The sequence below is a fragment of the Myxococcus faecalis genome, assembly GCF_050039385.1.
GTDB classification, from domain to species: domain Bacteria; phylum Myxococcota; class Myxococcia; order Myxococcales; family Myxococcaceae; genus Myxococcus; species Myxococcus fulvus.
The window spans coordinates 203,220-223,447 of sequence record NZ_CP144336.1 but is presented as its reverse complement, the minus strand read 5'-3'; the positions used below and the strand labels follow the sequence as shown (position 1 = coordinate 223,447).

At 67.8% G+C, this 20,228-nt stretch carries 16 protein-coding genes; 14 read left to right on the top strand and 2 right to left on the bottom strand.

The window, feature by feature from the left end:
* Positions 1-75: 75 nt before the first annotated feature.
* From rplL to VZQ01_RS00570, 12 genes are all read left to right on the top strand, one after another.
* The gene (gene rplL, locus VZQ01_RS00625; protein WP_223751554.1) at positions 76-450 is read left to right on the top strand and encodes a 50S ribosomal protein L7/L12; all 375 of its coding nucleotides are present in this window, start codon (positions 76-78) and stop codon (positions 448-450) included.
* A 178-nt stretch (positions 451-628) separates the two neighbouring features.
* Complete coding sequence (gene rpoB / locus VZQ01_RS00620; RefSeq protein ID WP_223751555.1) at positions 629-4,858, top strand: DNA-directed RNA polymerase subunit beta; 4,230 nt, start codon at positions 629-631, stop codon at positions 4,856-4,858.
* Positions 4,859-4,991: 133 nt separating this feature from the next.
* A complete protein-coding gene (gene rpoC, locus VZQ01_RS00615; protein WP_141326203.1) occupies positions 4,992-9,206 on the top strand; it encodes a DNA-directed RNA polymerase subunit beta' in 4,215 nt (1,404 codons plus the stop codon).
* A gap of 218 nt (positions 9,207-9,424) precedes the next feature.
* Positions 9,425-9,916, top strand: a complete 492-nt coding sequence (locus VZQ01_RS00610) for a hypothetical protein (RefSeq protein WP_223751556.1) — start codon at positions 9,425-9,427, stop codon at positions 9,914-9,916.
* 171 nt (positions 9,917-10,087) lie between these two features.
* The gene (locus VZQ01_RS00605) at positions 10,088-10,438 is read left to right on the top strand and encodes a phasin family protein (RefSeq protein ID WP_141326205.1); all 351 of its coding nucleotides are present in this window, start codon (positions 10,088-10,090) and stop codon (positions 10,436-10,438) included.
* A complete protein-coding gene (locus VZQ01_RS00600; protein WP_426746647.1) occupies positions 10,435-11,175 on the top strand; it encodes a lytic transglycosylase domain-containing protein in 741 nt (246 codons plus the stop codon). Before VZQ01_RS00605 ends, VZQ01_RS00600 begins: the two co-directional genes overlap by 4 nt.
* Before the next feature lie 129 nt (positions 11,176-11,304).
* Positions 11,305-12,033 carry a hypothetical protein gene (locus VZQ01_RS00595; protein WP_426746646.1) on the top strand — a complete coding sequence of 243 codons (729 nt, stop codon included), beginning with the start codon at positions 11,305-11,307 and terminating at the stop codon, positions 12,031-12,033.
* Between the two features lie 25 nt (positions 12,034-12,058).
* The gene (locus VZQ01_RS00590; protein WP_426746645.1) at positions 12,059-12,523 is read left to right on the top strand and encodes a social motility and stimulation tgl protein; all 465 of its coding nucleotides are present in this window, start codon (positions 12,059-12,061) and stop codon (positions 12,521-12,523) included.
* 33 nt (positions 12,524-12,556) lie between these two features.
* The gene (gene tgl, locus VZQ01_RS00585) at positions 12,557-13,318 is read left to right on the top strand and encodes a social motility TPR repeat lipoprotein Tgl (RefSeq protein WP_141326208.1); all 762 of its coding nucleotides are present in this window, start codon (positions 12,557-12,559) and stop codon (positions 13,316-13,318) included.
* A 22-nt stretch (positions 13,319-13,340) separates the two neighbouring features.
* Positions 13,341-13,727: a helix-turn-helix domain-containing protein gene (locus VZQ01_RS00580; RefSeq protein WP_223751559.1), complete on the top strand. Its 387-nt coding sequence runs from the start codon at positions 13,341-13,343 to the stop codon at positions 13,725-13,727.
* An 8-nt stretch (positions 13,728-13,735) separates the two neighbouring features.
* The gene (recO, locus tag VZQ01_RS00575; protein ID WP_141326210.1) at positions 13,736-14,470 is read left to right on the top strand and encodes a DNA repair protein RecO; all 735 of its coding nucleotides are present in this window, start codon (positions 13,736-13,738) and stop codon (positions 14,468-14,470) included.
* 34 nt (positions 14,471-14,504) lie between these two features.
* A complete protein-coding gene (locus VZQ01_RS00570; protein ID WP_223751560.1) occupies positions 14,505-15,509 on the top strand; it encodes a carbohydrate kinase family protein in 1,005 nt (334 codons plus the stop codon).
* Between the two features lie 11 nt (positions 15,510-15,520).
* Here the strand turns inward: VZQ01_RS00570 and VZQ01_RS00565 are convergent, their stop codons facing one another.
* Entirely contained in the window at positions 15,521-16,897 is a 1,377-nt protein-coding gene (locus VZQ01_RS00565; protein WP_223751561.1) for a hypothetical protein, read from the bottom strand.
* Positions 16,898-16,956: 59 nt separating this feature from the next.
* Positions 16,957-17,466 (bottom strand): GyrI-like domain-containing protein, encoded by a 510-nt coding sequence (locus VZQ01_RS00560; protein ID WP_426746644.1) that lies wholly within the window; start codon positions 17,464-17,466, stop codon positions 16,957-16,959.
* Between the two features lie 54 nt (positions 17,467-17,520).
* Here VZQ01_RS00560 and VZQ01_RS00555 point away from each other — a divergent pair, with 54 nt between their 5' ends.
* A complete protein-coding gene (locus tag VZQ01_RS00555) occupies positions 17,521-18,270 on the top strand; it encodes a MerR family transcriptional regulator (protein ID WP_426746643.1) in 750 nt (249 codons plus the stop codon).
* An 84-nt stretch (positions 18,271-18,354) separates the two neighbouring features.
* A complete protein-coding gene (locus tag VZQ01_RS00550) occupies positions 18,355-20,226 on the top strand; it encodes an OPT family oligopeptide transporter (protein ID WP_426746642.1) in 1,872 nt (623 codons plus the stop codon).
* Positions 20,227-20,228: the final 2 nt, after the last annotated feature.

Here is a 20,228-nt window from a genome sequence, read left to right as displayed (position 1 = left end):
TCTCTACACCAACCTTGACGGCCACAGCTCCCACGGGGACGCAGGCCGTTAGTCAAACCCAGAAGGACGAGTTCCATGGCTGACCTGAATGCAATCGTTGAGCAGCTCTCCGGCCTGACCATCATCGAGGCCGCCAACCTGGTGAAGGCCCTCGAGGAGAAGTGGGGCGTCTCCGCCGCCGCCGTCGCCGTTGCCGCCCCCGCGGGTGGCGCTGCGACCGCCGCCCCGGTCGAGGAGAAGACGGAGTTCACGGTGGTGCTGTCGAACGCCGGCGCCAACAAGATCAACGTCATCAAGGAGATCCGCGCGATCACCGGCCTGGGCCTGAAGGAGGCCAAGGACCTGGTCGAGGGCGCGCCCAAGACGGTCAAGGAGGGCGTCAACAAGGACGACGCCAAGAAGATCAAGGACCAGCTCGTTGCCGCTGGCGCCACCGTCGACATCAAGTAAGTCGTACAGGGGCTGCTTGGTTTCCGGGAATTTCCAAGCAGCCTCCTGACCGGATGAGCAGGCCGGCGCTCCCAGTAGGGGGGCTGCCGGCTTTGCCCATTTGACCGTTGCAAATTTCCCGGCGCCGCCGCGCGTTACTGAAGTTTGCCCCGCCCGAGCAGCCGTCCCCGGAGCCAGAATGCCGACGCAGATCCAGAACAATTTCCGCGTGCGGAAGACCTTCGCGAAGATCGCGAAGATCATCGACATTCCCAATCTTATCAACATCCAGAAGCAGTCCTACGAGAAGTTCCTCCAGGCCGATATCGCCCCGGAGAAGCGTGAGGACATCGGCCTTCAGGGTGTCTTCAACTCGGTTTTCCCGATTCGGGATTTCAACGAGACGTCGTCGCTGGAGTTCGTCAGCTACCACCTGGAGAAGCCGAAGTACGACGTCGATGAGTGCCACCAGCGTGGCATGACCTATTCCGCGCCCATCAAGGTCGTCGTCCGCCTGGTGGTGTGGGACAAGGATGAGGAGACCGGCGCGCAGTCCATCCGCGACGTGAAGGAGCAGGAGGTCTACTTCGGGGAAATCCCGCTGATGACCCAGAACGGCACCTTCATCATCAACGGCACGGAGCGCGTGGTCGTCAGCCAGCTGCACCGCAGCCCGGGCGCGTTCTTCGACCACGACAAGGGCAAGAGCCACTCGTCGGGCAAGCTGCTCTACAACGCGCGCATCATCCCCTACCGCGGTTCGTGGATCGACTTCGAGTTCGACCACAAGGACCTGCTGTACGTGCGCATCGACCGGCGCCGCAAGCTGCCCGCCACGGTGCTCATCCGCGCCCTGGGCGCCGTCAGCGACACCGCGAAGAAGAACCCGCTGGAGTTCAAGGGTTCCACCGAGGAGATCCTCAACTACTACTACGCCACGGAGACCATCTACCTCCAGAGCGCGACGGACTTCGAGAAGAGCGTCGAGCTGGAGCTGCTCCCGGGCCAGCGCGCCACCCGCGACATCAAGACGAAGACGGGTGAGCTGATCGTCAAGAAGAACCGCAAGTTCACCCGCGTCGCCATCAAGAAGCTCGAGGCGGCGAAGATGAAGACGCTCCCCATCGACGCGGACGAGCTCTTCACGAAGGTGTCCGCGTACGACGTGGTGGACGAGAACACCGGCGAGGTCATCCTCGAGTGCAACGAGGAAGTCTCGCAGGAGAAGGTGGACGAGCTCCTCAAGCGCAACATCAAGGAGTTCAAGGTCCTCTTCATCGACAACCTCAACGTGGGTCCCTACCTGCGTGAGACGCTCATGCTGGACAAGCTCGAGACGCCCGAGCAGTCCATCATGGAGATCTACCGTCGTCTGCGTCCTGGCGATCCGCCGACGCCCGAGACGGCCATCAACCTGTTCACGAACCTGTTCTTCAACCCCGAGCGCTACGACCTGTCCAAGGTGGGTCGCCTCAAGCTGAACTTCAAGTTCGGCCTCGAGGAGCCGCTCGACGGGCAGATCCTCACCAAGCGGGACATCCTCGAGGTGATCCGCTACCTGATCGATCTGAAGAACGGCAAGGGCACCATCGACGACATCGACCACCTCGGCAACCGGCGCGTGCGCGCGGTGGGCGAGCTGCTCGAGAACCAGTACCGCATCGGTCTGGTTCGCATGGAGCGGGCGATCAAGGAGCGCATGAGCCTCCAGGAGATCGAGACGCTCATGCCGCACGACCTCATCAACGCCAAGCCCGTCACCGCGGTCATCAAGGAGTTCTTCGGGTCCAGCCAGCTGTCGCAGTTCATGGACCAGACGAACCCCCTGTCCGAGGTCACGCACAAGCGTCGTCTGTCCGCGCTCGGGCCCGGCGGCCTCACGCGTGAGCGCGCGGGCTTCGAGGTCCGCGACGTCCACCCGACGCACTACGGCCGCATCTGCCCCATCGAGACGCCGGAAGGTCCGAACATCGGCCTCATCGCGTCCTTGTCCACCTACGCGCGCGTCAACGAGTTCGGCTTCGTGGAGACGCCGTACCGCAAGGTCGACGCCGGCGTGGTGACGACGGACGTGGCCTTCTACTCGGCGCTCGAGGAGGAGAAGCACACCATCGCGCAGGCGAACGCGGAGACGGACAAGAAGGGCAAGTTCGTCAACGCGCTCGTGTCCAGCCGCCGCGGCGGTGAGTTCGTCCAGGCGCGCGCCGAGGACGTGGACCTGATGGACGTGTCGCCGAACCAGCTGGTGTCGGTGGCCGCGTCGCTCATCCCGTTCCTGGAGAACGACGACGCCAACCGCGCCCTCATGGGCTCGAACATGCAGCGCCAGGCGGTTCCGCTGCTGCGCACCAGCGCTCCGCTGGTGGGCACGGGCATCGAGGCCATCGTCGCGCGCGACTCGGGCGTGACGTGTGTCGCGCGCCGTGACGGCACGGTGGAGAGCGTGGACGCCGGCCGCATCGTGGTGAAGGCGGACGTGCCGGCCTCGCTGAGCGACGTGTCGAGCGAAGTCGACATCTACAACCTGCTCAAGTACCAGCGCTCCAACCAGAACACCTGCCTCAACCAGAAGCCCATCATCAGCAAGGGCGACAAGGTCCGGAAGGGTGACGTCATCGCCGACGGCCCGGCCACCGAGACGGGCGAGCTGGCGCTGGGGCAGAACGTGGTCGTCGCGTTCATGCCGTGGCAGGGCTACAACTTCGAGGACTCCATCCTCATCAGCGAGCGCATCCTCAAGGACGACGTCTTCACGTCGATCCACATCGAGGAGTTCGAGTGCATCGCGCGCGACACCAAGCTGGGCAAGGAGGAGATCACCCGCGACATCCCGAACGTGGGTGAGGAGGCCCTCAAGGACCTGGACGAGAGCGGCATCATCCGCATCGGCGCCGAGGTGAAGCCCGGCGACGTGCTGGTGGGCAAGATCACCCCGAAGGGCGAGACCCAGCTGTCTCCCGAAGAGAAGCTCCTGCGAGCCATCTTCGGCGAGAAGGCCGGCGACGTGCGTGACAGCTCCCTGCGCGTGCCCCCGGGCGTGGTGGGCACCGTCATCAACGCCAAGGTGTTCAGCCGCAAGGGCGTGGAGAAGGACGAGCGCGCCAAGCAGATCGAGTCCATGGAGGAGGCGAAGCTCCTCAAGGACCAGAACGACGAGATCAAGGTCCTCCAGGACAGCGCCATCGGCCGCATCCGCGCGCTGGTCCGCGGCAAGGAGGTCCAGGGCAAGCTCGTGGACGACAAGGGGAAGATCCTCCTGAAGAAGGGGGACATCCTCGACGACGCGCTGCTGGCCACGGTGCCCTACAAGTACTGGGGTGAGATCTCCGTCGGCGACCCGCTCGACTCCCGCGTGCGCGACATCCTGCGCAACCTGGAGGAGACGAAGGAGGCCGTGAAGCTGGCCTTCGGCGAGAAGATCGCCCGCATCAAGAAGGGCGACGAGCTGCCTCCGGGCGTCATCAAGATGGTGAAGGTGTACGTCGCCATCAAGCGCAAGCTGGCCGTGGGCGACAAGATGGCCGGCCGCCACGGAAACAAGGGCGTCGTGTCCCGCATCCTCCCCGAGGAGGACATGCCGTACCTGGAGGACGGCCGTCCGGTGGACATCGTCCTCAACCCGCTCGGCGTTCCCAGCCGCATGAACATCGGGCAGATCCTCGAGACGCACCTGGGCTGGGCCGCCAAGGGCACCGGCGAGGCGCTGCAGCGCTACGTGGAGGACAACTGGGGCGCGGAGGCCATCAAGGAGCGCCTCAAGGTCATCTACGGCGCGGAGACCCCGTTCGCGGCGTTCCTCGACAAGCTGGACGAGGAGGAGATCCGCCAGCTGTGCCGTCGCTCCAAGCGCGGCATCCACGTGGCGACGCCGGTGTTCGACGGCGCCCAGGAGCTGGAGATCCACCAGCTGCTCGACGAGGGCAAGCTGCCCCGCACGGGCCAGATGGTGCTCTTCGACGGCCGCACGGGTGAGCCGTTCGACCAGAACGTCACCGTGGGCGTGATGTACATGCTCAAGCTGCACCACCTGGTGGACGAGAAGATCCACGCGCGCTCCATCGGGCCCTACTCCCTGGTCACCCAGCAGCCGCTGGGCGGCAAGGCGCAGTTCGGCGGTCAGCGTCTGGGCGAGATGGAAGTCTGGGCGATGGAGGCCTACGGCGCGGCGTACACGCTGCAGGAGTTCCTCACCGTCAAGTCGGACGACGTGGTGGGCCGCACGCGCATGTACGAGGCCATCGTCAAGGGCGACAACGTCCTGGAGAGCGGCCTGCCCGAGTCGTTCAACGTGCTCCTCAAGGAGCTCCAGTCGCTCGCGCTGGACGTCGAGCTGCTTGAGAGCGCCCCCCCGGAGCGGCAGCGCAGCTTCGGCGGCGACTTCCTCGGCGGCGGTGACGGCGAGGAGCGCAAGACCGGGACCGAGGCCTGAGTTAGAGCCGGCGCGCCCGCCTGACCGGCCGCCCGCCACCCCGTGAGGGGGTGGGCGCGGCCGGGTCCGGGGCGGGGGCCCGAATCAGCTGGCGTTCCCCACGGGGGACGCCTCACGAGATTTCGGAGGCAACGTGAAGGACATTTTCAACTTCTTCGAGAAGCCGAAGGACCCGTTGTCGTTCAACGCCATTCGCATCGCGCTGGCGTCGCCCGACAAGATCCGCCAGTGGTCGCACGGTGAGGTGAAGAAGCCCGAGACCATCAACTACCGCACGTTCAAGCCGGAGCGTGACGGCCTGTTCTGCGCCCGCATCTTCGGGCCGGTGAAGGACTACGAGTGCAACTGCGGCAAGTACAAGCGCATGAAGCACCGTGGCGTGGTGTGTGAGAAGTGTGGCGTGGAGGTCATCCAGTCGAAGGTCCGCCGCGAGCGTCTGGGTCACATCACCCTGGCCACGCCGGTGGCCCACATCTGGTTCCTCAAGTCGCTGCCCAGCCGCATCGGCAACCTGCTCGACATCACGCTCAAGGAGCTGGAGAAGGTCCTCTACTGCGAGAGCTACATCGTCCTCGACCCCAAGTCGACGCCGCTGCAGGCCGGTGAGCTCATCAGCGAGGAGAAGATGCACCGGCTCTACCAGGAGCACGGTGAGGACTCCTTCACCACGGGCATGGGCGGCGAGGCCGTCCGCGAGATGCTCAAGGGCCTGGACGTGGAGAAGCTGTCCGAGGCGCTGCGCAAGGACATGCGCGAGACCACCAGCGAGGCGAAGCGGAAGAAGTACGCCAAGCGCCTGAAGGTGGCCGAGGCGTTCCGCGTCTCCGGCAACAAGCCCGAGTGGATGATGCTGGACGTGATTCCGGTCATCCCGCCGGACCTGCGCCCGCTCGTTCCCCTCGACGGTGGCCGCTTCGCGACCTCCGACCTGAACGACCTGTACCGCCGCGTCATCAACCGCAACAACCGTCTCAAGCGCCTGCAGGAGCTCAACGCTCCGGACATCATCATCCGCAACGAGAAGCGGATGCTGCAGGAGGCCGTGGACGCGCTGTTCGACAACGGCCGCCGCGGCAAGACGATCACGGGCCCCAACAAGCGCCCGCTCAAGTCGCTGTCCGACATGCTCAAGGGCAAGCAGGGCCGGTTCCGTCAGAACCTGCTCGGCAAGCGCGTGGACTACTCGGGCCGCTCCGTCATCGTCGTCGGTCCCGAGCTGCGCCTGCACCAGTGCGGCCTGCCGAAGATCATGGCGCTCGAGCTGTTCAAGCCGTTCATCTACAACAAGCTCGAAGAGAAGGGCTACGTCACCACCATCAAGTCGGCGAAGAAGATGGTGGAGAAGGAGCGTCCCGAGGTCTGGGACATCCTCGAGGACGTCATCCGCGAGCACCCGGTGCTCCTCAACCGCGCGCCCACGCTGCACCGCCTGGGCATGCAGGCCTTCGAGCCCGTGCTCATCGAGGGCAAGGCCATCCAACTGCACCCGCTCGTCTGCGCGGCGTTCAACGCCGACTTCGACGGTGACCAGATGGCCGTGCACGTGCCGCTCTCCATCGAGGCTCAGATGGAGGCCCGCGTGCTGATGATGTCGACGAACAACATCCTCAGCCCCGCGAACGGCAAGCCCATCATCGTCCCGACGCAGGACATGGTGCTCGGCATCTACTACATGACCCGCGCCCGCGAGTTCGCCAACGGCGAGGGCCGCGTGTTCAGCTCGCCCGACGAGGTCCGCGCCGCGTATGACCACGGCGAGGTGCACCTGCAGGCGAAGGTGGTCTGCCGCATCGACGGCAAGCGCAAGGAGACCACCGTCGGCCGTGTCCTGCTGTGGGAGGTGGTTCCCCGCCGCGTGGGCTTCGACGCCATCAACAAGGTGCTCGACAAGAAGTCGCTCGGCGGCCTCATCGACCTCTGCTACCGCCTGACCGGCGAGAAGGAGACGGTGCTGCTCGCGGACCGCATCCGCAGCCTCGGCTACTTCAACGCCACGCGCGCCGGTATCTCCATCGCGCTGAAGGACATGATCATCCCCGCGAAGAAGCAGGAGTTCCTGGACTACGCGGGCAAGGAGGTGTCGGAGATCGAGAACCAGTACCTCGAGGGTCTCATCACCGACGGCGAGCGCTACAACAAGGTCATCGATATCTGGGCCGAGGTGACGGAGAAGGTCGCCCAGGAGATGATGCAGCAGATCTCCCAGGAGGAGGCCTCGCGGGAGAAGGACGGCAAGCGGGAGTCGCGCAAGCAGCCGTCGTTCAACCCCATCTACATCATGGCCGACTCGGGCGCGCGTGGTAGCGCCCAGCAGATCCGTCAGCTCGCCGGTATGCGCGGACTGATGGCGAAGCCGTCCGGCGAAATCATCGAGACGCCCATCACCGCGAACTTCCGCGAGGGTCTCTCGGTGCTCCAGTACTTCATCTCCACGCACGGCGCCCGCAAGGGTCTGGCGGACACGGCGCTCAAGACGGCCAACTCTGGTTACCTCACCCGCCGTCTCGTTGACGTGGCGCAGGACGCCATCATCAACGAGTACGACTGCGGCACCATGGACGGTCTGTTCATCGGGGCCCTGGTCGAGGGTGGTGAGATCATCGAGCCGCTCGGCGAGCGCATCCTGGGCCGCGTGGCCCTGGACGACATCCTCGACCCCGTCACGGGCGAGGTGCTGGTGCGCGCCAACGAGGAGATCGACGAGGACCGCGTCCGCCGCATCGAGAACAGCGGCCTGGACAAGGTGAAGATCCGCTCGGTGCTCACGTGCCAGGCCAAGCGCGGCATCTGCGTGGAGTGCTACGGCCGTGACCTGGCGCGTGGCCGCAAGGTGTCCGTGGGCGAGGCCGTGGGTGTCATCGCGGCGCAGTCCATCGGTGAGCCGGGTACGCAGTTGACGATGCGCACGTTCCACATCGGTGGTGCGGCGACGCGGCGCGCGGAGCAGTCCAGCCTGGAGAACCGGTACGCCGGTAGCGTGAAGTTCGCGGGCCTCATCACGGTGCAGAAGACGGACGGCACGCTCGTGGCGATGAACCGCAACGGCGAGCTGGTCGTCGTCGACGACTCCGGCCGCGAGCGCGAGCGCTACCAGGTCATCTACGGCGCCCGCATCCTGGTGAAGGAAGGCCAGCGCATCGAGGCGAGCACGCTGCTGGCGGAGTGGGATCCGTTCGCCATCCCGCTGCTCACCGAGGTGGGCGGTACCGTGCGCTACGAGGACATCATCGAAGGCGTGACGATGTCCGAGACCCTGGACGAGGTGACGGGTCTGTCGCGCAAGACGGTCATCGAGTCGAAGGACCCGGAGGCGCGTCCGCGCGTCTCCATCCGCGACGCCCAGGGCAACACGAAGGACCTGCCCTCGTCCCGCAACCCGGCGAGCTACTTCCTGCCGCAGGGCTCCATCATCACCGTCAACGACGGCGATGAGATCCACCCGGGCGAGGTCATCGCCAAGGTGCCGCGCGAGACGACCAAGACGAAGGACATCACGGGCGGTCTGCCCCGCGTGGCCGAGCTGTTCGAGGCGCGCAAGCCGAAGGATGCCGCGGCCATCGCGGAGATCGACGGCGTGGTGTCGTTCGGCAAGGACACCAAGGGCAAGCGCAAGCTCATCATCACCCCCGAGGTGAACGGCGAGCAGCGCACGGACCTGGCCAAGGAGTATCTGATCTCCAAGGGCAAGAACATCAGCGTCCACTCCGGCGACCGCGTGAAGGCCGGCGAGGCGATGATGGACGGCGCGGCCAACCCGCACGACATCCTCAAGGTGCTGGGCGAGAAGGAGCTCGCGCGCTACCTGGTGGACGAAGTGCAGGAGGTCTACCGCCTCCAGGGCGTGAAGATTAACGACAAGCACATCGAGACCATCGTCCGGCAGATGCTGCGCCGGGTGCGCGTCACGGATGTGGGCGACACCAACTTCCTGGTCGACGAGCAGGTGGAGAAGTGGGTGTTCGAGGAGGAGAACGAGAAGATCATGGCCGAGGGCAAGCGCCCGGCCGTGGGTGAGCCGCTGCTGCTCGGCATCACCAAGGCCTCGCTCTCCACCGAGTCGTTCATCTCGGCGTCCTCCTTCCAGGAGACCACCAAGGTGCTCACCGAGGCCGCCATCAACGGCAAGGTGGACTACCTGCGCGGCCTCAAGGAGAACGTCATCATGGGTCGGCTCATCCCCGCCGGTACGGGTCTTCCGAACTACAAGCACCTCGACATCGAGGTGGAGAGCCCGACCGACGAGGTCAACGAGATGGAGGCCGCGCTGGCCGGTGCCCACGGCGATGGTGGGCCCCTGTCCGCTCCGGCTCCCCGTCCGGAAGGCACCCAGACGACGGGCGCCGCCTAGCGCTCGCCAGGCCGCCCCTCGGGCGAGCCTGGGTGCAGTCCTCCCGCCGCTCCGGTCTTCGTGCCGGGGCGGCGGTTTCATTTTCAGACCCAGTTAGTCGGGCTTTCCGGGACGTCGTCCTTGACGGTCATGGCGCGCCGCGTTATGTTTTGCGCGGAGAGTTTTTGACTCACTGGGTTACTGCCCGGCGATGCCGGGTGAAAAGGGGAGGACGACACATGGCCACGACGAAGCAGGCGGAGACGAAGCACGAGGAGACGACCCCCGCGGTGGACGCGAGCGCCGAGGCGGCGAAGAGCGGTTTCTCCAACGTGGAGGTCTTCCTGAAGGCCCAGCTCGCGCAGGCGCAGAAGCGCATCGAGGAGCTGGAGGGTGAGGCGGGCAAGGTGGTGAAGGCGCTGGACGCCCGCCGTCAGGAGGCCACGAAGGAGGCCCAGGCCCTGTGGACCAAGTTCCAGGCCGGTGAGCTCCTGACGGACCCGCGCGTGAAGGAGCTGGGCAAGAAGGTGGACGCGGCCGGCGCCGAGCTGAAGAAGCGCCTGGACGGGCTGCAGACCAAGGTGGTGGGCGCGGTGGGCGTGGCCAGCCAGTCGCAGTTGCAGGAGCTCAACAAGGAGCTGTCCAAGCTGTCGCGCAAGGTGGACTCGCTCTTGAAGCCCATCCGACGCTCGGGTGCCTCGAAGGGCACGGACTCCTCCCCCCGCGCCTGAACAGCGATGCGTGGTTGACGCATGGTGCCCCCTTCCCACTCCACGAGTGGACATGAGGCAGGGGAGGGGGCTCGTTCTCGTTTCCTTCACCCTGGGGGTGTGATTACGTGGCAGGTCCGTTCGACTGTTCCAGGCCCACGGGTCTGGTACACCCCCTCCCGGAGAGACCGATTGGACAACAAGCCCGAGGCCCCCCGAGAGAAGAACCCTGTCGCGGAAACTTTTGAGCGCATCTGGAGTCAGGCGCTCCTCGCCGTGAGCACGGCCGAGGAGGAGGCCTCCCGCGCGGTGCAGAAGGTGGCGTCCGTGGCCGGCTGGAGCCAGGACGAGGTGAAGCGCCAGGCCCAGGCCTTCTCGGACCGCCTGGCCGGCCACCGTAGGGATTTGGAGCACAACGTGGAGGACCGGGTTCGCACGGCCCTCACCCGGATGAAGCTGCCCCGTCGCGAGGAGCTCCAGGCGTTCGGCTCCCGGTTGGAGCGCGTGGCCGAGCGCATCCAGGCCCTGGAGCAACGCAAGTGACTTCTCCCGCCCCCACGGGCGGGAGGTCGTTCGCGACGCGTTTCTTCGAATCTCTCCACGCTCTGAGCTCAGGCTGTTCCCGACTCCCCCTGCTGGCGGGGGTGGCGCTCGTCGTGTCCGCGCGGCTGGTGCCGCTGCTGGAGGAGCGCTCGGTCCAGCCTGTCCTGTCCGAGCGCGTGGTCGCCGAGAGCCCCTCTCCGGAGGCGTCCCTCATCGACCTCGTGCTCGCGCGGCGCGCTCCGGGCCTGGGCCTCACCCTGCGCCGGCAGCTCGGCAACGCCATCGCCGAAGAGGCCCGGACGGCGGGGTATGATCCGCTCCTGGTGCTGGCCCTCATCGACGTGGAGTCGGACTTCGCCGAGGAGGCGGTGTCCGAGAAGGGCGCGCGGGGGCTGATGCAGATCAAGCCCAGCACGCTCCACTTCCTGGCGGAGAAGGAGGGCCTTCGCCTCTCCCGGGAAGAGGTGACGGCCGACACGGCGCTGTGCGTGCGGCTGGGCATCCGCTACCTGCGCTCGCTGCAGGACCGCTTCGGCGGCGACCTGGAGCTGGCGCTGATGGCCTACAACGCCGGCCCCACCCGCATCCGCAATGCCATCAAGCAGGGCGAGCTGGATCGCTTCCGGCGCTACCCCCGGGCCGTCCGGCGCGACTTCCGCCGCTTCCGCGAGGGCCATGGCCTGGGCGGAGACTGGGCGCTCGCCCAGCGCGAGGCGGACGCCGTTTCCACGCCTTGATACACCCCGTGTGAATCTCGCCGCGCCATGGCCGCTCCAAGCGGAGGCATGTGCGCCTTGTCCCGGTCCCCAGGGTGCGCTAAGCGTTGCAAGTGCCCGGGACTGTTGAAGATTCCGAGGAGTGAACCCATGCATCGTCCCTTTTCGCGCGCGGCGCTCGTCGCCACCCTGGTGGCGCTGGCCCCGCTGAGCACCCTGGCGGGTTCCGTCTATCTCAACGGCGTGTTGATCGACGGCGTCACCAACCAGAAGTTCGAGAAGGCCACCGTCCGCATCGACGAGTCCGGCAACGTCCACATCGAGGCGGCGGGCTACCGCGTCTCGACGGTGACGACGCCCGCTCCGGCGGCTCCCGCCCAGGCCGCGGTCCCCACGCTGAGCGCCGCGCAGGCCGTCCCCGCGGGTGGCGCCGCCACGGCGGCTCCGGCGGCGCAGGCGGTGCCCACGGCGGGGATGGCCTCGGCCCAGCCGGCGGTGGCCACGGCCACCCATCCGACGCGCATCACCCAGCGCTACTGGCTGGTGACGGAGCAGACGGTGCCTGGGATGACGGAGTACGACATCGACGTGTACGTGAACTCCCGGTGGCTGCGGAAGCTGCGCGGCAACGAGGACCAGGTGGTCGCGGACATCACCCAGCACCTCAAGCCCGGGGCGAACCAGGTGATGCTGATGGCCCGGAAGATTTCCACCGGTTCCAAGCGCAGCGATTCGCCCAAGCACCTGTTCCGGGTCATCATTGGCGAGGGCAACGAGGGCGGTGGCAACGTGATGATCGACAACCCGCTCATCCGCTTCCAGACGTCGGCGGCGGAGTCGAAGGACATCACGCAGGAGTTCACCCTCACCACGCGCTGAGGGGCGAGACTCTCGGAGACACGACGTGTTCAACCTGGATGAGCGCTACCGCGGCCTTCCCGCGACGCGCGAGCAGATCCTCGCGCTGCACACCTCGCTCAACACGCCGCACGTGGCCATCCCCGGCAAGCAGGCCGGGCCGGCGCAGGCGTTCGTCGTGGGGCTGCGCGGAGGGCAGGGGGCGGCCGTCTTCGTGTACCTCTACCTGTCGGAGGCCGAGGACTGCGCGGTGTACCTGTCCGGCCGCCGCAACACGACGGCGGACGAGTACCGCGAGGACGAGTCGGACGCGCTCGCCTTCGTCGAGTCGCTCGGCTTCATGATGGATGACGCCAACTGGCGCGGTCAGCCCCCGGAGCAGCAGGACGAGTGGCTCAAGACGCTGCCGGTCTTCTTCAAGGACCCCACGTTGGTGCCCGCGGTGAAGGCTCGCGCCGAAGAGAAGAAGAACGTCACCACCACCCTGGGCCGCTTCCTCGCGGCCTTCTGAGTCTTGCTCACCCCCGTCGTCGAGAACCGCCCCATGCTCCGCTTCGCCTCCGCGTTCCGCCCACTCGCGCTCGTGCTCGCGCTCGCCGGCTGTGCCCATGTCCCCACGGAGAAGGAGCGCCGCAAGGCGGAGATCCACTACGACCTGGCGCTCCAGGCCCAGCAGCAAGGCCACGTCCAGGACGCGCTGCGCGAGCTGCAGGTGTCGCTGGAGAGTGATCCCGACTATCCGGAGGCGAACAACGCCATCGGCATCCTGCTGCACCTCGTCTTCGCGCGCCCGGCCGAGGCCATTGGCCACTACGAGCGCGCGCTGAAGGTGCGTCCCACCTTCTCCGAGGCCCGCACGAACCTGGCCAACGTGCACCTGGACCAGGGGCGCTACGACGAGGCCATCAAGCTGTACGAGCAGGTCCTCAACGACATGCTCTACGTGACGCCGTACATCGCGCAGGGCAACATGGGCTGGGCCTTCTACAAGAAGGGCGACACGCAGCGGGCCGTGGGGAGCCTCAAGGCGGCGGTGACGACCAACCCCGGCTTCTGCATGGGCTACCGCAACCTGGGCATCATCTTCGACGAGACGGGCAAGCTGGACGAGTCGTGCCGTAACTTCTCCCGCTACCGCGAGAACTGCCCGGACGCGGCCGATGCCCACATGCGCGAGGGCGTGTGCCTGGCGAAGCAGGGGCAGGCGGAAGGGGCCCGGCAGGCCTTCTCCACTTGCGAGGCCAAGGCGAAGGCGGGAGAACAGGAGCTGAAGGACGACTGCCGAAGGCTGCTCGAAAAGCTCTAGTCTTCTGCTATCTGGGCGCACCGTGGACCACGTCGACTTCGGCAAGTACCTCAGCCAGCAGCGGGAGCTTCGAGGCATGTCTCGCGAGGATGTCGCGCGAGAGACCAAGATTCCCCCGACGCTCATCGCCGCGCTCGAGGCAGGGCAGGTGGAGCGGCTGCCCTCGCGCATCTTCGTGGTGAACTACATCAAGGCCTACGCCCAGGTGATTGGCCTGTCCCCCGAGGAGGCCATCCTCCGGTACGAGGAGGTGGACCGCTCGGTGCCGGCGCCGTCGCCCGCGCAGCTGGAGCAGGAGCGCCGCAAGCGGGCCTACGTGGGGCTGTCCGTCCTCCTGGTGGCCCTGGCGCTGGGCCTCTACGTGTTCCTCGTGCTGAGCGGGAAGCTTCCTTCTCCGCTCGCGCGTTGAATGACGCCATGGAGCGCTACGACGACGATGCGCTCGTGCTGTCCACCGTGGACTACGGCGAGTCGGACCGGCTCGTCACGCTGCTGACGCGCGAGCATGGGAAGCTGACGGCCTTCGCCGCGGGGGCGCGCAAGAGCAAGCGGCGCTTCGCGGGCGCGCTGGAGCCGTTCATGCGGCTGCGCGTGCACATCGTCGAGACGCGCGGCTCCACGGTGCGGCTGGACTCCACGGACATCGTCGCCGGGTACTACGCCGCGCGCGAGGACCTGTCGCTCATCGCCCGGGCCCTGTACGCGGTGGAGCTGTGCCGCGAGCTGACGCGCGACCACGAACCGCACCCGGAGCTCTTCATCCTGCTGGAGGGCTACCTGGGCCGCCTGGATGCGAAGGAGGCGGGGCCCACGTCGCTCCTGGCCTTCGAGCTGGCGGCGCTGGCCCACGCGGGCCTGATGCCACGCTTCGATGCGTGCTCGCTGTGTGGCGGAGCGCCCGGTGAGCGGCCCCGGTTCGATCAGGCGCACGGGGGCGCGGTGTGCGAGCCGTGCAGCGCCCGTGCTCGGGAGGCGGTGCTCGTCCCGTCCGCGCTGCTGTCCGGGCTGCGAGCGCTCCAGGAAGGGGCCCGCACGCCGCTTCCCGCGGACCTTCGTGCCCGCGCGCGCGGACTGCTCAACGTCTTCATCGCCCACCACCTGGGACGACGCCTCAAGAGCGTGGACTTCATGGCCCAGGTGGGGCTGGACTGACGCGGGTCCGAAGCCGTCACACGAGAGAGGTCACATGAGCGAGGGGCAGGAGTCGCCGCTGGACGTGGTGTGCTTCGGTGAGACGCTGGTGGACTTCCTTCCCTCCGAGCAGGGCAAGCGCGTGCGCGACGTGCCCGCGTGGCACCCGTGTCCCGGTGGCTCTCCCGCCAACGTCTCCGTGGGGCTGGCGAGGCTGGGGCTGAAGCCGGCGATGCTCGGCGTGGTGGGCTCGGACGAGTTCGGCCACTTCCTCAAGGACAGCCTGTCCCGCGAGGGCGTGGACGTGAGCCACCTGCGACAGACGACGGAGGCGCGCACCGGCCTGGTGTTCATCTCCCTGGATGCGAAAGGGGAGCGCAGCTTCACCTTCTTCCGCACCCGCTCCGCGGAGTTCCTCCTGGGGCAGACCGACGTGGACGCGGACTTCCTGCTGCGCGCCCGCGCGGTGCACTGCGGCTCCAACTCCCTGCAGCGTGAGGATGCCCAACTGGCGACGGTGCGGATGCTCGGCCTGGCGCGCGAGGCGGACCGCATCGTCAGCTGTGATCCGAACCTGCGGCTGCACGCGTGGGAGGACCCCACGCAGCTCAAGACGCTGCTCGCGCGGATGCTGCCGCTGTGCACCGTGGTGAAGCTGTCCGAGGAGGAGATCGGCTTCGTCACCGGCACGGAGTCCCCCCAGGAGGCGCTCACGCGACTGTCCGGCATGGGCGTGAGGCTGCCGGTGGTGACGCTCGGCGAGCGGGGCGCGCTGTTTCGCTGGAAGGGCGAGGACGTCCACGTGCCGGCGCCTCGAACCCGGGTGGTCGACACCACGGGCGCGGGGGATGGCTTCGTCGCGGGGCTCCTGCACGGGCTGGTGCGCTGGTACGGCGGCACCCGTGCGCTGGAGTCCGCCACGCGCGAGGAGCTGGTGGTGCTGGCGACCTTCGCGTGCGCCGTGGGGGCGCGGGTCGTCGAGAAGCCCGGCGCGGTGGAGGGCCTGCCACGCGCGGAGGAGCTCTCCTCGGTGTGGCCCTCCCGACCTGACGCTCGCTGAGCGGTTCGCGTCTACTCCGGCGAGACGCGCGTCAGGAACGAGTCCGTGGGCGACATCCCCGTCACCGGACCCGAGCCGAAGTCCAACGTGCCGAGCAGCCGTCCCCACAGGACGACATCCCGTCGGCCCGCCGTGGCGACGCGCATCGCGGACTGGTTGCGCAGATCGCCGAAGCCTCGGCTCCACCACGTCTCGCCGTCACGACCGAGCTTCACCACGTAGACATCATCGCCTCCCGCGCTCGTCAGGGGCCCGTCACCGAAGTCGATGCGGCTGGTGAACGTGCCCGTCACCACGGGGCTGCCCAGGGGGTCGACGTCCACGTCGTAGGCCCAGTCGAACCCGGCCCCGCCAAAGCTCCGGCTCCAGCGGTTGTTGCCATCACCGTCGAACGCGGAGACGAACACGTCACCGTCCGCGCTGAAGAGCGGTCCGCCGCCATGGTTCACCGTGCCGATGAATGCGCCCGTCGCGACGACCTGGCCCTGCGGGTCCGCGGCCAGCCGCCAGAGCGTCTGGCTCCGCAGCTCGCCGTAGCCCTTCGCCCAGAGGGGCAGGCCATGCGCGTCCAGCTTCATCACGTAGACGTTGAAGCCCGGCGTCGTGAGCCAGGGCACGCCGTCGACCGACAGCACGTCCAGGAAGCCGCTGCTGAGGTAGAGGTTGTCCTGGGCATCCAGCGCCAACGACGTGAGCGCGGTGGCCGTGCCCGCTTCGTATTGGCTGTGCCAGACGAGGGCACCGGTGTCTCCGGCGAGCCTCGCGACGAACTGATTCAGCGCACCCGTCCCGGGTATCGGTCCGGCGCCGTAGTCGATGAAGCGCTCGAAGTATCCGCTCACCAGCACGTCGCCGTTGCTCGCCGTGACGAGCGAGCCCGTCTGCTGCTGTCCGCCGTCCCCGAAGCAGCGGCTCCAGACGTGCGTGCCCTGCGCGTCGAACTTCGCCAGGAACGCGCTCGGGACGCCCGGCTCACCACGGCAGGGCAGGGGACCTCCACCGAAGTCGAGCGAGCCCCAGTAATCCCCCGTGATGACGATGTTGCCCGCGCCATCCACCGCGAGGCCCGTGGCCTGCTGGTAGTTCTCGTCACCGAAGCGCCTCGCCCAGAGGGGCTGACCGCTCGGGTCGAACCGCGCCACGAGGATGTCCCACGACGACGTGGCCACGAACGCCACCTGTCCGCTCGACTGCACCGCCACGTCCCCGAAGCCCTCGATGCCTCCGTACGTGGAGGTCCAGGGGGCCGGCACAAGCTCACTCGCTCCGAGCAGCTCCCGTTGTCCGACGGGTAAGCGCTCCGTCACCTCCGACTCGCCCGGCGCACCGCAGGCCGGCACCAGGCTCAACAGCAACAGGGAGGATGAAGGTCTGAATGTCGAGCTCATGCGGACAGGCTAGGAAAGCGCTTCCGCACGAGGCAAGCCAGCGTGTCCAGGCTCGACGCTCACCCATTCCTGGGCGACTTGCTGGCGAGCAAGGGCCGCAGGATGTCGTAGTCGAAGCGCTCGTAGGGGGGCGTCACCCACTGTCGGCGACGCTCGTAGCGCTCCAGACAGTCCGCTCCCACATCCGTCTTCCGCTCTTGCGCCGTCTCCCACTGCGCGAGCCCCATGTACGCCGCGTCGATGGCGGATGCCTCGCCCAGCGCCGTCGCCAAGGCGTACTCGCGCGGAGGGAGCTCCCGACCGTCCATCCCTTCGGGAACGGAGCCGAGGTGACGGACCTGGACGCAGACGCTGTACGTGTAGACACCGTCGACGCTCTCCTTCAGGTGGTCGCTCTCCGGGAACACGCCGTAGAGCACGTCCGGATTCACGGCGTTGGGAATGGAGTCCAGGCGCGCGACGAGCTCGAGCCACGCCAGGGGGACGCGGTGGCTCAGCTCGCTGCGGCGCCCCACGACCTTGAGGCCGACCAGGCACAGGCCACCCAGGGAGACGATGGAGATGTTCATGCGGCCATACCCTGCACCTTGAACCTGGTTGAAGCTCCAGGAGAATGTCGTCGCATGCTGTCGATTTCCCAGTTCTCCGAACGCTGTGGCATCTCCGCGAGCGCCCTGCGCTTCTACGAGCGCAAGGGCCTGCTCGTCCCCGCCGGGCGGCAGGAGAATGGCTACCGCGCGTATTCGCCCAAGCAGGTCGCGGAGGCGCGCTTCCTCGGGAGCCTTCGCGCCGCGGGCATCCCCCTGCGCGCCATCCGCGACTTCCTCCGCAAGGACGTCCGCGCGAGAGAGGCGATGCTGTCCTCATGGCGCCAGGAGATGGCCGCGAGGCTGCTCTCGCTCCAGGTCGCGAACCAGTACCTGCGCGGCCTGACACCCGAGCGCCCCCCGCTGCATCTGGAGCACTGGAACGAGCCTTCCGTCCTTGTCTGGTTTCCCGCGAGCGCCGACGAGGCGCCGCTCCCGTTCCGCGCGGAGGTGGCCTCCAGGAAGCGGGCCCTCCAGCAACGGGGAGTGCCGGTGCTCACCGGTGGCTATGTGAGGACGCTCGACTCCCAGGATGGGACGCTGTCGGGGGAGGTCGGGTTCCGCATCAAGGCGAGCAGGCGGACTCCCGCGGGGGCGCGGCGTCAGGAGGTCCCGCCCACGCTCTTCGCCACCTTGGAGTGCGGCCTGCGCGACGACGTGGCCGCGCACCGCGTGTTCCGCTTCCTCGACGAGCTGGGCTTCCGTCCAGGCTCACTCCACCTGGAGCGTTACCTTCCCGGAACGCCGGACCGCTACCTGCTCATGTTGGCCGTGCAGCGTCGCTGACGCCTCCCGGCCACCACGTGTCCACCCGGAAGCGACGGGAGGGGCTCGTGCGGAAGAGGGCGGGGTGGAAAGATGGAGAGGCCCATGGCCTTGTCCCCCCCTCAAGCATCGCCCGAGGCAACGGCGCCTCCGCGCTCGCCGTCCGCCGCGTCATTGACCCTGCTGAGCATCCCAGGGGACTCGCCCGAGGCGACGGATTCGTACTGGCTGGAGCATGTGTACCAGGGAGACCGACTGCCGCAGCTCACGCTGCGCTCGGTGCTGTTGGGCGCGGCCATCGGTCTGGTCACCTGTGCCACCAACCTCTACGTCGGCCTCAAGACGGGCATCGTCTTCGGTGTCGCCATCACCGCCGTGCTGCTCGCGCAGGGCGCCCATGGATTGTTCCGGCGCCTGGTGCCCGGCGTCGCGGGCGCGCCGCTGTCTCCGCTGGAGACCTGTAACGCGCAGGCGGTCGCCTCGGCCGCGGGCTATGCCACCGGTGGCGCGCTCGTGTCCGTGCAGGGCGCGTGGCTCGTCGTCACCGGACACCATCCCTCCGGGCCGATGCTGCTCGCGTGGACCTTCTTCCTGTCCGCGCTCGGTGTCCTGTTCGCCGTGCCCTTCAAGCGACAGCTCGTGGACCATGAGCAGCTGCCCTTCGCTTCCGGCACCGCCGCGGCGACCACCATCCGCGCCATGCATGGCACGGATTCGGAGGCGTCCTCCCGGTTGCGGCTGCTCGGAGGTGGCGGGCTCTTCTCCGGACTCGTCACGCTGGCACGCGATGCGTGGGGAAAGCTGCCTGTCTCCGTGCCCTTGCCGGGGACCTGGCGTGGACTCACCCTGGAGCGCCTGGGCTTCGGACTGGAGCTGAGCCTGCTGCCCATCGGCGCCGGCGTGCTGCTGGGGCCGCGCACCACGACGTCGATGCTGCTGGGCGCGGTGCTCATCCACGGCGTCGTCGCGCCCCGCGTGTTCGCCTCGGGCGTGGTCGACGTGAAGGAGGGGAGCTACCTCGAGTGGAGCCTGTGGCCCGGCACCGCCGCGCTCGTCGTCGGCTCGCTGCTGCACTTCCTGCTCCAGGGCCGTGTCGTGGGTCGTGCCCTCCGCGGTGTCCTCTCCCGAACGCCCGGAAGGCCGCATCCGGTGGATGCGCTGCAGGTTCCGCGAAGCTGGTTGCTCACGGGGCTCGTCGTGCTGACGCCCGCGTCCGTCGCCGTGGCGTACGTCGGCTTCGGGGTTCCCGTGGCGCACGGAGCGCTCGCCGTGGCGATGTCCTTCGCGCTGTGCCTCATCTCCTGTCGTGTCACCGGTGAGACGGACTCGACGCCGGTGGGCGCCCTGGGGCAGGTGACGCAGGTGACCTACGGAGTGCTGCTGCCGAACCAGGTGCAGGCCAACCTCGCCACGGCGGGCATCACCGTGAACACGGCATCGTCGTCCGCGGACCTGCTCACCGACTTGAAGACGGGACACCTGCTGGGGGCCCATCCCCGTCGCTTGTTCCTCGCGCAGTTGATCGGCTCGGGCATCGGCGCGCTCGCGGTGGTTCCGCTGTTCTTCCTGCTCGTGCCGAACGCGGAGGCGCTGGGCGGCGAGCGCTTCCCCGCACCCGGTGTCTTCAGCACGGCGGGTGTCGCGCGCATCCTCGCCTCGGGCCTCGACAGCCTGCCGCCGATGACCCGCGCCGCGGTCGGGTGGGCCTCGCTCCTGGCGGCGCTCCTCGTGCTCGCCGAGCGACTGCTCCCCGCACGGTGGGGCCGGTGGATACCTTCGCCCCTGGGCATGGGGTTGGCTTGTCTGCTGCCCGCGTCGTACGCGCTCGGCTTCTTCCTGGGCGGCGTCATCTCCGGAGTCGTGAGCTACGTGAAATCCACGACAGCCGAAGGGCGGGTGGTGACGCTCGCGGCGGGCTGCATCGCGGGCGAGGGGCTGGTGGGCGTCGCCATCGTCCTGTCGCAGTCGCTCTGGTAGCG

Coding starts and splice junctions, on each gene's coding strand:
- rplL (WP_223751554.1), top strand. CDS start 76: ATGGCTGACCTGAATGCAATCGTTGAGCAGCTCTCCGGCCTGACCATC.
- rpoB (WP_223751555.1), top strand. CDS start 629: ATGCCGACGCAGATCCAGAACAATTTCCGCGTGCGGAAGACCTTCGCG.
- VZQ01_RS00610 (WP_223751556.1), top strand. CDS start 9,425: ATGGCCACGACGAAGCAGGCGGAGACGAAGCACGAGGAGACGACCCCC.
- VZQ01_RS00595 (WP_426746646.1), top strand. CDS start 11,305: ATGCATCGTCCCTTTTCGCGCGCGGCGCTCGTCGCCACCCTGGTGGCG.
- tgl (WP_141326208.1), top strand. CDS start 12,557: ATGCTCCGCTTCGCCTCCGCGTTCCGCCCACTCGCGCTCGTGCTCGCG.
- recO (WP_141326210.1), top strand. CDS start 13,736: ATGGAGCGCTACGACGACGATGCGCTCGTGCTGTCCACCGTGGACTAC.
- VZQ01_RS00570 (WP_223751560.1), top strand. CDS start 14,505: ATGAGCGAGGGGCAGGAGTCGCCGCTGGACGTGGTGTGCTTCGGTGAG.
- VZQ01_RS00565 (WP_223751561.1), bottom strand. CDS start 16,897: ATGAGCTCGACATTCAGACCTTCATCCTCCCTGTTGCTGTTGAGCCTG.
- VZQ01_RS00560 (WP_426746644.1), bottom strand. CDS start 17,466: ATGAACATCTCCATCGTCTCCCTGGGTGGCCTGTGCCTGGTCGGCCTC.
- VZQ01_RS00555 (WP_426746643.1), top strand. CDS start 17,521: ATGCTGTCGATTTCCCAGTTCTCCGAACGCTGTGGCATCTCCGCGAGC.
- VZQ01_RS00550 (WP_426746642.1), top strand. CDS start 18,355: ATGGCCTTGTCCCCCCCTCAAGCATCGCCCGAGGCAACGGCGCCTCCG.